This is a genomic window from Halalkalibaculum sp. DA384, assembly GCF_043951955.1.
Lineage (GTDB): Bacteria > Bacteroidota > Rhodothermia > Balneolales > Balneolaceae > JAMQKA01.
In genome coordinates, this window is sequence record NZ_JBINJE010000016.1 from 25,569 (window position 1) to 37,587 (window position 12,019).

Genomic DNA, 12,019 nt, shown 5'->3' on the forward strand with positions numbered 1-12,019 from the left:
TCCGGGTAGAAATAGAGGCTGAAATTGGCACGATAAACTCCGCCTGGGACGATTCTGGCTACACTTTTCAAAGCTCCCCAGGAACAGGTTCCCGGGTTAAATGTAAGCCCACATTATTTACAGCGATCAATAACACCCTTCAGTTCGAATTTTGTCTACAGATTAATGCCGGAAACATCTTTTACAAAACAGTGCTATCCGATTGCGAAGCTGATACTATCTTGTTTTATCCTTCTCGCTTTCCTGCTCGCCAGGCCTTTGCAGGGAGCGGCACAAAACAACACTTCTGTCGATAAAACGATAGATATCGAGGCGGTTGCCGGGTTAAAATATGACAAGGTTCGGCTGGTGGTAGAACCGGGCTCTGTCGTTCGGTTAAGGCTGGTAAATGCCGATGAAATGATCCACAATTTGCTTGTTGTTCAACCGGGTGCCCGGGAAAACGTGGTAAAACAGGCAGAAGCGATGGGAGCGGAGGGTGTTGAAGCCGGATTTGTACCTGAATCCCCAAACGTGCTGGTAAGCACCCCGCTTCTTGACCCGGGGGAAGAAGCCTCGGTCATATTTGAAGTCCCCGACCGGGAGGCGACATATCCCTATGTTTGCACCTACCCGGCCCACGGCATGGTGATGTACGGGGCTATTTATGCCACCCGAAATCCTGACGAGCTCCCGCCGCTGGATGAAGATCCGAATATCCCGGAACCGGTGCGGAACGAGATGGCCGCATCCAACGCCATGCATCCATACCCGAGGGAAATGCCCACTATCACCCGTCTTTTTATGCCGGAATCGAGTCTCGCTGCCATTGCAGTGGGTATGGAAAAAGATCAATCCTACAACTGGGATGCGGGATACGGCTTCCTGCGGTACGCCTGGGACGGCGGCTACATCGACGCATCCAAACAATGGGATGCCAAAGCGCACGAAGTGGCTGAATTGGAGGGTGAAATCTATTACCGGAATACCACCGGGTTCCCGTTTCGGGTGGGGCACCAGGATTCGGTGCCACGGCCCAGCTTCCAGGGATATCGCATGGTAGACGGGTATCCACAGTTTAAATATCGAATGGGAGAGATTGTGGTTCGCGAATTAGTTTTGCCGGCTGATACCACGCCCGGCTTTCGGATTGAGTATCGTCTTGAAAATGTAGAGCAGCCGATTTGGTATGCCCTGAGTACCAACGATAATCTCCGGGTTGAGGTGTCAAAAGGAACCAGGGAGGCAGATATCGTCAAACTGATGCCCAAAGAGGCGGAGGAGTTTTCAATAGCATTTATTTCAGAAAAGTAGGTAACGACAGTATGAGACGAACGGAACTCGGAATAATATGTATCACAGGTTTGCTGATCCTCCTGGCGGGAATGGGATGCGAGCAGGAATCGCCGACAGGGGGACCTGCCTACAGCGTGGAAACAATCGAGACGCCGGAGGGACTGAGCGTGGAGACCGGGGGACTCGACTTCCTCCCGGACGGCCGGCTGGTAGGATGTTTCCGCCGGGGAGAGGTTATGACCTATGATGAGGAAACGAAAGAGTGGGACTTGTTTGCCTACGGCCTGCAGGATCCCCTGTGGATTAAAGCCGTTTCCAACCACGAGGTGCTGGTGATGCAGCGGGCCGAACTAACCCGCATTACAGATACCGACCAGGATGGAAAAGCCGACCTGTATGAAACGGTTACCGATGACTTCGGCATGTCGGGAAATTACGCTGAGTTTGCATACGGACCCGAAGTCGACAGGGAGGGCAACTATTATATCGCTCTCAATACCGCCTCTGCCATGGCCGGGATATACGACATTATACGTGGAGAATTTTCGTCCGCTGGTCGCCAGGGACGCATGTATTCAGCCGTTCCCTATCGCGGCTGGGTGCTCAAGGTTAAGCCTGACGGCACAACGATTCCCTGGGCCAGCGGACTTCGTTCTCCAAACGGGCTTGAGATGGACGATGAGGATAACCTGTTTATACCGGATAACCAGGGAGACTGGCTTGGCACCAGCAAACTCTATCACATCAAAAAGGATCATTTTTACGGGCACGCGCCCAGCCTGGTATGGGAAGAGGGATTTGAAGATATTGAGCCGCTTGAACTGCCGGTTCCGGTGTTGGATAAGATGCGGACGGAGGCTGCCATCCAGTTCCCGCACGGCTTTTTCGTGAATTCTCCCACACAGCCGCTCATCGACCGAACCGGCGGGCAATTCGGACCGTTTTCCGGGCAGATGTTTGTGGGGGAGATGAATCACAAGCGCATTGTACGCGTCATGCTTGAAAAAGTGCAGGGTGAGTTCCAGGGAGCAACGACCTCTTTTATCGATTCCACGGGACTGAATATCGGCAATAACCGGCTGGCATTTTCGCCCGAAGGGGAATTGTGGGTAGGCCAGACCGATCACGGCTGGCCCGGTGACCAGGGTATTCAAAAGATCACCTGGAACGGCATCGTCCCGATGGAGGTACTCACCATGAGTCTCACTAAAAAGGGGTTCGAGCTGACTTTTACCAGGCCGGTGGATCCCAAGACCGCATCCGATCCCGACCGCTACCACTTTGAACGGTATTACTATAAATATCACCAGCCGTATGGATCAGACCGGTATGGCATTAATAATATTAAGGTCTCGGAGGCCGAGGTCTCAGGTGATCACAAGAAAGTAAACCTAACGATTGAAGATCTAGAACCCGGGTTTATCTACGATATGCGTATCCAGGGGCTGCGCGCTGAAAACGGGGATTCGCTGGTTCACAACCGGGTGTATTATACCTTGAACCGGCTCCGCTGATGAATCATCTGATGTATATGATTATTGGATCGGCATCCTGTTATCCATTTGGAACTGTGTCCGCAAATATTTGAAATACGATGAAATTAATAGTAAATAGCACGTTCGTAAAAGGGTAAAGGTAATGGAAATCTAAATCACCGGGTCAGACTCTGCCGCTAATTGGGTAAGTACCTTCACTTGTGATATGGCTCGGTTTATTGAATATGTTGTGGTTTCCCTTTTAATACTACGAACATTTCGGAATATAGGATTATTACCCTTTTACAAAACATGCTGTGAGGGACCTTCGCAGAACCTGCTATTTGACCGGGAGGTGGTTGTACCGACCCCTTATTATTGTTCTTTAAACGAAAGTACAACTCCCCCTGGAACGAAGATTTCAGGGTTTTGCAAGCCCTCTATAAATTAATCTTACTTGAAAACGGATATAATTATGAACAGACTGAAAAATATGAGCACCTTGGTACTTCTGCTAACGGTTATACTGCTGGCGGGCGTAAACAGCGACTATTTTGTGACTCCTGAAGCCGACCTGCATTCAACAGATCTTCCGCAGGATGGAGAGTGGACCAACCTCATTCAAGGAGATCTGTCCGAGAACTGGGTGCAGCGCGGAGGAGAGGCCAAATATCGTATCCAGGGCAACCAGATTGTAGGTACCACGGTACCGGATACGCCCAACAGTTTTTTGTGCACGAAAATGGAATATGGCGATTTTGTACTGGAGCTGGAGGTAAAAGTGGATCCGGAGCTGAATTCAGGTATCCAGATTCGCAGCCAGAGCAAGGCATCGTACAATAACGGCCGTGTGCATGGCTACCAGGTTGAGATCGACCCCTCTGACCGTGCCTGGAGTGGCGGCATCTATGACGAAGCCCGCCGTGGCTGGCTGGATGACCTGGAGGGACAGCCAGAAGCCCGAAAAGCTTTTAAAAATGGAGAATGGAATAAATACAAAATCAGGGCACACGGAGATACCTTGAAAACATGGGTCAACGGGGTTCCGGTCGCGCACCTGGTTGACTCGATGGACGCCAGTGGCTTTATAGGGTTGCAGGTGCACAGTACCGATCATGAAGAACCCCTGCAGGTACGCTGGCGCAATATCCGGGTCAAGCTGTTGGAATAGAATCTCATGGACAGTAAAATAAGTAATTTGCCCGCAGACTTATTTTGAAGGGCTACATATCGGTATCCTGAGTGCCGCAGCCCAATCAACCTGCGGGCAATATTATGCTGAGTTTGCAAGATTTGGGGATACGGCATCAGGTTCAGGGTTCAGATGTGTATGCGGGCCAATATCCAGCGTATCTTCTCTTGTTATAACTTCATGAAGATGGGGATCAACACTATTTTTTCCAGTGATATATAAGAGGTGCCCGGTATTAAATATGAGAGGGCTTTGACAACCGTATGTCCGAAGTCTTCATGTGAAATTAGCACCGTTACTTCAAGAATCAGGGTTAGGTAGGATGAAACAATGGTTGCCAGGGAACATCGCAGTACTATCCGAAAGAGGTGCTACCTCCGTATTACAACCGGTGTTCATATTGATGATCGCTATTCTGGCCGGGTGCTCTGCGTCACCGGAGCTGCAGTGGAACGAAGAGACGAACTACCGCTGGGCCGAGGTTTCTCCGGGATTTTTCGGGGAGACCGGCTTCTCACCACGCTCTCCATCCCAAACCGGTATCCATTTTGAGAATCGGATTACGGAGGAACAGATCGCCGAAAATCGACACTACCTGAACGGCTCGGGAGTAACGGCGGGCGATATTGACGGCGACGGTCTTGTCGATCTTTATTTTGCTGGCCTGGATACGCCCAATAAGCTATATAAAAACAGGGGAGGAATGCAGTTTGAGGATGTAACTGCCGAGTCCGGCGTATCGCACGAAGGCTACTACTCCACGGGCTCAGTCTTTGCCGATGTGGACGGGGATGGGGATCTCGACTTGCTGGTTACGGCCATGCACAAGCAGAATGTACTCTATATTAATGATGGAAACGGGATTTTTTCCAAAAAAGAGGACAGCGGTCTCGGTGCTGCAAAGGGAAGCATGACGATGGACCTGGCTGATATTGACGGGGACGGGGATCTTGACCTGTACGTGACCAACTACAAGGAGAAGTCGGTCAAGGATATATATACGACCGAGGAACTGGAGTGGAATAATATCCTGAAGGAGCCCTATAATGAGCAAAATCAAACCGGCCCCTTTACCCTCGTTTCGCCCTTCGACGAGCATTACCAGTTGTTTATGTCCCGGGATAATCGACTTGTTGGAGCCGCGGAGACGGGAGAAAAGGATGAGCTCTATATTAATGAGGAAGGAACGTTCCGAAAAGTTACTGATACCGGTGACACCTTTCTTGACGCAAATGGGGAGCCTCTGGGGCTGCAACCAGATTGGGGACTGACGGCCAAATTCCAGGATTTAAACGGGGACGGCTTCCCTGACCTGTATGTGTGCAACGATTTTTTCCCAAAAGATCGCATCTGGATGAACCTGGGGGATGGTACTTTTCGTGAGGCGGACTGGAAGTCGGTGCGGAACATGAGCTTTTCGGCCATGGCGGTAGACTTTTCCGATATCAACCGCGATGGCCGGCTCGATATGTTTGTGACCGAAATGCTGAGTCCCGACCACGAGCGCCGCCTCCGCCAGATGGGATCGGATGATCCGACTCCCAACCGGACCGACTCCATACAAGCCCAGCCCCAGTATAACCGAAACTCCATGTACCTGAAAAGAGAAGACGATACCTACGCAGAGATCGCTTATCTCAGCAATACAGAAGCCACCGGGTGGTCGTGGGCGACCCGGTTTATGGATATCAACCTGGACGGGTACGAAGACCTTGTCATAAACACGGGCTACACCTATGATATCCTCGACATTGATACGCAGGCGGGGATGATCAGGCAGGGCCGAAATATGGATGAAAATTTTGATCTGTTGATCGGCAGGGCCCCGAAGCTGGATCTTTCCAACAAATTCCTGATGAACAACGGGGACCTGACGTTTCGGGACCGAAGTTCGGAATGGGGATTTGGCGAACCGGATGTCTCTCACGGGTTTGCCACGGCCGACCTGGATAACGACGGCGATCTCGATTTTGCCAGTAACCGCCTGAACAGCAGTGCGGCGGTCTTTGAGAATACAAGCCGCGCATCCCGTATCGCAGTCCGGTTGCGGGGCGATGCACCCAATGTTCGCGGAATCGGTGCCAGCGTCAGGCTGGTAGGTCCTGCGATGACCCAGGAAAGGCAACTTTCGGCCGGGGGAGATTATCTTTCCGGATCTACTCCTTTAGCGATGTTTGCGGCAGATGAGGAAGCGGATTACACGATCGAGGTCACCTGGCCGGATGGGGCTTTCAGCGTGGTGAATGAGGTGGAGGCGAACCGGATCTACGAAATTAAAAAGTCGGGTGCAACGACAGGTAGAAAGGACAATGGAAACATATTTACTTCCGGGGAGCCCGTTTTTGAGGATGTATCCGGCCGCATCGATCATACGCATCACGAAGATCCGTTTGATGATTCGACCATTCAACCGCTGCTGCCCGGCAAACTGAGTACGCTCGGACCGGGAATATCCTGGGTGGATATCGACGATGACGGTGACGATGACCTGCTGGTAGCCTCCGGCAAGGGAGGTACACTCGGGGCGTTTCGAAACAGGGGCGACGGCACTTTTGAACCGGTGACAGAATTCCCTTTTGATGAAATTGCACCGGGCGACCAGACCGCCATCCTGGGATGGTCTACCGCCCGGGGAATGAACCTGATGGTGGGTAGCGCCAACTACGAGCAGGGCAATCCCCGGGCGCCTTCTGCCTATCAATACCGACGGACTCCGGGCACCCAATTTGAGCAGTCGGGCACGCTTTCCAACTACTCTACCACCGGTACGCTGGCAGCGGCCGATTACGACAATGACGGGGATGTGGACCTGTTTCTCGGTGGGCGGTTTGTACCGGCCCATTATCCCAGGGATGCCACCTCCCGGCTCTTTAAAAATGAAAACGGCTCATTTGTGCTCGATGCGCAGAATTCAAGGAAATTGGGAGAGATCGGGTTGATTACAGGAGCGGTATTCAGCGATTACGACCAGGACGGGGACCAGGATCTGCTGTTGAGCCGCGGCTGGGACTCCGTTATTCTGATGGAGAATGATGGCGGTGTTTTTAATGATATATCTGCACAAGTGGGCCTTGATCAGTACAAGGGCTGGTGGCGCGGTATCGCCACCGGCGACTTCAACAATGACGGCCGCCCCGATATCGTTGTTGCCAACGTGGGATTGAACAGCTCATACCAGATGGAGTTCGGGGATCCGCTGCGGATGTATTATACGGATCTCAACGGCGACCGGCGCGTAGATATTATTGAAACACACGCCAACCGTGAAGGACATTACGTACCCCGTAAGAAATTATATGAATACAATACCCTCCCCGTTATTTCCAACCGGTTCCAAAGTTACCGTGCCTTTGCCGGTTCCGACATGCAGGATATATTTGGGAGCCGGTTATCGCAAATTCCGTATAAAGCGGTAAACGATCTCCGGCATATGGTCTTCATCAATACCGGCGAAGGATTTGACGCGAAACCGCTGCCCGTGCGCTCTCAATTTTCGGCGGCATTTCACGTGGGGGTGGCTGATTTCAACAACGACGGCAATGAGGACCTGTTCCTGAGCCAGAATTACTTCGGTATGCCTCGCGAAGTGCCGCGCCTTGATGCCGGCCGGGGACTGTGGCTGCGGGGGGATGGAACGGGCGATTTTACGCCGCTGGCGGGAAGTGAATCTGGAATCAAGGTGTATGGCGAACAGCGGGGAGCCGCGTTTAGTGACGTTAACAACGACGGGAAAGTAGATTTGGCGGTCACCCAAAATGACGCCGAGACTAAATTGTACCTGAACCGAACGAGGAAACCTGGATATCGTGTAACGCTGCAGGGACCCGAACAGAACAGCGATGCCCTGGGTTCGGCTATACGACTGGTTTATGGCAACGGTGAAAAGGGTCCGCTGCGCGAAATACAGGCCGGTTCAGGATACTGGTCGCAAAATAGTTTTACCCAGGTAATGGGCAGCCGGTCGAATCACAATGTTGCTGAAATAGAGGTGCATTGGTTTGACGGTCGCCGTCAGTGGGTGGAGCTGAAAGAGGAAAAAAGAGAGTATCTGCTTGAGTTTCCCGAGTGATGGTTCAGGCAGTTACAAGACCAGTTGACGGTGATTTGAAGATTCTGCCGGGAGGATATATGGGAGTCACACGACAAACGGGCACCTGGTCATTATGGGCAATGTTGGCATTTAATTTTTTTTATCTCAATTGCAGACTATAAACATTGGTAGCAAGTTAACTCATAAAAACAGGATTACTATGATACCTAATATGAAAAGGCATCTATTATTTCTGGTGGTGTTTTTAGTCGGATTAGGGGCTCAGCAGGTTATCGCTGACGATGGCTACCGCCTGTGGCTGAGATATGACCAGATTTCAGATAACGCCAGACTTCAGCAGTATCGATTGGCCTTTCAGGAGGTTGTCCTGGCCGGCGATTCGGAAACATCCAGGGTGACAGGCAGGGAAATCCAAAAGGGCCTGAGTGGGCTGTTGGGTAAAGAGATCCCGGTCAAAAGCGAGCTCTCTGGCAACCGGTCGCTTATTATCGGTACACCGTCGGACTCTGAAATCATCTCCTCGCTCAACCTGGATAAAAAATTAACGTCGGTTGGTGACGAAGGGTTCTTGATTGAGCAGCACCGTGTTCAGGGGAATGACCATGTCGTGATTGCAGCCAATACCGATGTGGGGGCACTCTACGGTACTTTTCACTTGTTGCGGCTGATGAAGACGCATGAAGAGGTGCAACATATTTCGATCGCAAGCGCTCCGAAAATACAGCATCGCGTGCTAAACCACTGGGACAACCTGGACCGTACGGTGGAGCGGGGTTATGCCGGGCTTTCGCTGTGGGAGTGGAAGACGCTGCCCAACTACGAAGATCCCCGCTATACGGATTATGCACGGGCCAACGCTTCACTTGGGATCAATGGTACGGTGATCAACAATGTAAACGCCGACCCGCGGATGCTCACTGAGCAGTACATTAAAAAAGCCGCAAAGCTGGCCGACATCTTTCGTCCCTATGGAATTAAGATTTACTTTTCAGCCAACTTTTTTGCACCAAGTCGTGTAGGAGGTCTCGAAAACTCGGATCCGCTAAATCCTGACGTGCAGCAGTGGTGGAAAGACAAGGCGGATCAAATTTATAAACATATTCCAGATTTTGGAGGTTTTCTGGTAAAGGCCAACTCGGAAGGGCAGCCGGGACCCCAGAATTATGGCCGTTCGCATGCCGAAGGGGCCAATGTCCTTGCAGAAGCAGTGGCTCCGCACGGCGGTATTGTGATGTGGCGGGCGTTTGTATACAGTCCCGAGCAGGAGGATCGCTTCCGCGAGGGCTACGACGAGTTTGTTCCCCTGGACGGGCAGTTTGCGGACAACGTGATACTGCAGGTCAAAAACGGGCCGATCGACTTCCAGCCCAGGGAACCGTTTCACCCGCTGTTTGGAACCCTGCCGGAGACCAATACCATGCTGGAGCTGCAGATTACGCAGGAATATTTCGGATTCAGTCTGCACCTTGCATATATGGGCCCACTCTACAAGGAAGCACTGAGTGCCGATACCTATGCCAAAGGGGAAGGCTCGACGGTGGCCCGGGTAATCGACGGGGAGGTATTTGACTACGAGCACACCGGTATTGCGGGTGTGGCCAATACCGGGCGCGACCGAAACTGGACCGGCCATCCGTTTGGGCAGTCGAACTGGTACCTGTTTGGCCGGTTGGCATGGGATCATACACAAACGGCTGAAGGACTCGCTGACGAGTGGATTCGAATGACGTTTACCCACGATCCGGATTTTGTGGAACCGGTTAAAGAGATGATGATGATGTCTCGCGAGGCGGGCGTACGATACCGGAATCCGCTGGGCCTCACGCACCTGTACGCGCAGGGCCATCACTACGGTCCGGCGCCCTGGACCTCCGACCTGCCGCGCCCCGATTGGACGGCGGTATACTATCACAGGGCGGATGACGAAGGGATCGGTTTTGACCGCACGGAGTCCGGCTCAAACGCAATTGAGCAATACGCACCGGAAGTACGGGACCAATTTGATGAAATGGGGGATACACCGCTGGAATACCTGCTTTGGTTCCACCACGTGCCCTGGGATTATCAGCTTTCAACCGGCCGAACACTCTGGCAGGAGCTGGTGCATCGCTACTACCAGGGGGTGGAAGATGTCCGGGAAATGCGGGAAAAATGGGCGTCCGTAGAGGGACTGATCGACAAGGGACGGTATCGTCATGTGGAAGCGCTGCTGGAAATCCAGGAGGAGGCGGCCCTTTGGTGGAGAAACGCCTGCGTACTCTACTTCCAACAGTTTGCGGGAGAGCCGATTCCCGAGGAATATGAGAAGCCGGAACACTCCCTGGAATACTACAAGGAGCTGGAAAAAACACATCATATCGCCCGGTTCTGAGGTTTTGTTGGGAATGGTTTTGGTGTAATGTGTGAAGGGATGTCGCTGTAGCAGGCGATATCCCTTTGCTCTTTTTTATATAAAACTGGAACATATCGAAGGGATCTATTATGAGTCATATTACCACCAGTATAGCGATCGATGCCCCGGCAGAGTTGGTGTTTAAGACCATCGCCGATATACGGAATTTTTCAGAAGCGGTACCGGATATTGTGGAGGTGGAATTTTTGTCAAAATCGACATATGGGGTGGGTACCCGTTTTAGGGAAACACGCGTCATGTACGGCCGCGAAGCGACGGAGGAGCTTGAGGTGACGGAGCTGGTGGAAAATAGTCGAATTCGTATTGTTGCTGAAAGTCACGGTGTACGCTGGGATTCGCTGTTTACCGTGGAGGAAACGGGGGAGGAAACCACCCTGACCCTGGTAATGGATATCCAACCGCAAAAATTTATGGCCAGGATCATGACTCCACTCATGAAGGGTTCCATCAGAAAGGCCCTTGTTAAAGATATGGAGGCGGTAAAAAAATATTGTGAGCGTTAATCAGCAGTATTTAAGAAATGATGAGAATTTTGGCGATTGCAATCTGTCAGACAGCCTGGCGACCCATTATTCCTCGTGTATCAGCGTGCGAAACCCACCGGACTGCCACCGTTTGATACCGGAATCACGGTATTGTTCCATAAAGAGGGCAACTCCTTTCATTTTTTCGGCCAGACGAAGGGCTTTTTCGGGGGGGAGAACGCTGGCAGCGGAAGCGTAGCTGTCGGCAGTCAAGCCGTTGGAAGCGATCACGGTAACCTGCCTGCGGTCGGTCAGTCCCAGCCCCGTTCGCGGATCGATGATGTGGGAGTAGCGGGTGCCGTCAATCTCCACGTATTGATAGAGATCGCCCGAGGTGGCCACCGCGCTGTTTGCGAGCTGCAGCATAATACGGTTGTCAACGCCGGCGGTGTCGTGGGTGAGCACTTCGATGTTCCACCCGTTCCTGCCGGGGGGAGGGGCGCCAATCGCAATATCGCCTCCCCCATCAACAAGGGCGGCATCAACTCCATGACGGTTCAGCATCTTCAGGGCCTGGTCCACTGCATACCCTTTGGCGATTCCGCCAAGATCGAGCTGCATATTTTTTTGCCTGAGTTCAACGGTCTGGTGTTGTTCGTCCAGCTTTACATACCGGAATCCGACCCGTTTGCTCATGCTGGCAAGGGTTTGATCGGTTGGGAGTGCGGGTTCCGCCTGGCGGTTCATCTTTCTCCAAAGCTGCACGTAGGGACCGACAGTGACATCGAAAGCGCCGCCGGTTTTCTCTGAAACCTGCCGGGCGTACTGCAGTACCCTGAACAGGTGCCGGGAGACCACAACGGCCGTATCCCTGCCGGAGGTCCGGTTCAGTCGATTTAGTTCACTTTCGGGATCATAATCGCTTAGCAAGGAATCCAGCTTTTCGATATGCCTGAATGCAGCCCGCGAGGCGGAGTTTGCCTGTACGTTCGAGTCTGCGTAAAGCACTATCCGGAAGGTGGTTCCCATGTGAGAGCTGCGGTATTCGTACCGCTCCGCTTTCATCTGCTGGGCGGGCAGCAGGTGCGGAAGAAAAAGAAAAAGCAGGAGCATGATTAAAAAGCTCCTGCTGAACGGGTGAAAACGTTT

General features: G+C 52.3%; 7 protein-coding genes. 6 read left to right on the forward strand and 1 reads right to left on the reverse strand.

Translation table 11 applies throughout. The features are described 5' to 3' along the window. Nucleotides 1–165: 165 nt before the first annotated feature. From ACG2E4_RS10610 to ACG2E4_RS10635, 6 genes are all read left to right on the forward strand, one after another. Nucleotides 166–1,293, forward strand: coding sequence for a plastocyanin/azurin family copper-binding protein (locus tag ACG2E4_RS10610; RefSeq protein ID WP_395276525.1), 1,128 nt, complete (start codon nucleotides 166–168; stop codon nucleotides 1,291–1,293). An 11-nt stretch (nucleotides 1,294–1,304) separates the two neighbouring features. Next, nucleotides 1,305–2,789: a hypothetical protein gene (locus ACG2E4_RS10615; protein ID WP_395276526.1), complete on the forward strand. Its 1,485-nt coding sequence runs from the start codon at nucleotides 1,305–1,307 to the stop codon at nucleotides 2,787–2,789. A 436-nt stretch (nucleotides 2,790–3,225) separates the two neighbouring features. After that, nucleotides 3,226–3,921, forward strand: a complete 696-nt coding sequence (locus ACG2E4_RS10620) for a DUF1080 domain-containing protein (protein WP_395276527.1) — start codon at nucleotides 3,226–3,228, stop codon at nucleotides 3,919–3,921. A 424-nt stretch (nucleotides 3,922–4,345) separates the two neighbouring features. After that, complete coding sequence (locus ACG2E4_RS10625; protein WP_395276528.1) at nucleotides 4,346–8,011, forward strand: FG-GAP-like repeat-containing protein; 3,666 nt, start codon at nucleotides 4,346–4,348, stop codon at nucleotides 8,009–8,011. A gap of 181 nt (nucleotides 8,012–8,192) precedes the next feature. Further along, a complete protein-coding gene (locus ACG2E4_RS10630; RefSeq protein WP_395276529.1) occupies nucleotides 8,193–10,364 on the forward strand; it encodes an alpha-glucuronidase family glycosyl hydrolase in 2,172 nt (723 codons plus the stop codon). A gap of 110 nt (nucleotides 10,365–10,474) precedes the next feature. Beyond that, nucleotides 10,475–10,909 carry an SRPBCC family protein gene (locus ACG2E4_RS10635; protein ID WP_395258715.1) on the forward strand — a complete coding sequence of 145 codons (435 nt, stop codon included), beginning with the start codon at nucleotides 10,475–10,477 and terminating at the stop codon, nucleotides 10,907–10,909. A gap of 66 nt (nucleotides 10,910–10,975) precedes the next feature. Here the strand turns inward: ACG2E4_RS10635 and ACG2E4_RS10640 are convergent, their stop codons facing one another. Beyond that, nucleotides 10,976–11,983, reverse strand: coding sequence for an FAD:protein FMN transferase (locus ACG2E4_RS10640; RefSeq protein WP_395276530.1), 1,008 nt, complete (start codon nucleotides 11,981–11,983; stop codon nucleotides 10,976–10,978). Nucleotides 11,984–12,019: the final 36 nt, after the last annotated feature.

Bases quoted from the DNA above. Each gene is read 5' to 3' on its own strand.
- ACG2E4_RS10630 (WP_395276529.1), top strand. From the start codon at position 8,193: ATGATACCTAATATGAAAAGGCATCTATTATTTCTGGTGGTGTTTTTA.
- ACG2E4_RS10625 (WP_395276528.1), top strand. From the start codon at position 4,346: ATGATCGCTATTCTGGCCGGGTGCTCTGCGTCACCGGAGCTGCAGTGG.
- ACG2E4_RS10615 (WP_395276526.1), top strand. From the start codon at position 1,305: ATGAGACGAACGGAACTCGGAATAATATGTATCACAGGTTTGCTGATC.
- ACG2E4_RS10620 (WP_395276527.1), top strand. From the start codon at position 3,226: ATGAACAGACTGAAAAATATGAGCACCTTGGTACTTCTGCTAACGGTT.
- ACG2E4_RS10640 (WP_395276530.1), bottom strand. From the start codon at position 11,983: ATGCTCCTGCTTTTTCTTTTTCTTCCGCACCTGCTGCCCGCCCAGCAG.
- ACG2E4_RS10610 (WP_395276525.1), top strand. From the start codon at position 166: ATGCCGGAAACATCTTTTACAAAACAGTGCTATCCGATTGCGAAGCTG.
- ACG2E4_RS10635 (WP_395258715.1), top strand. From the start codon at position 10,475: ATGAGTCATATTACCACCAGTATAGCGATCGATGCCCCGGCAGAGTTG.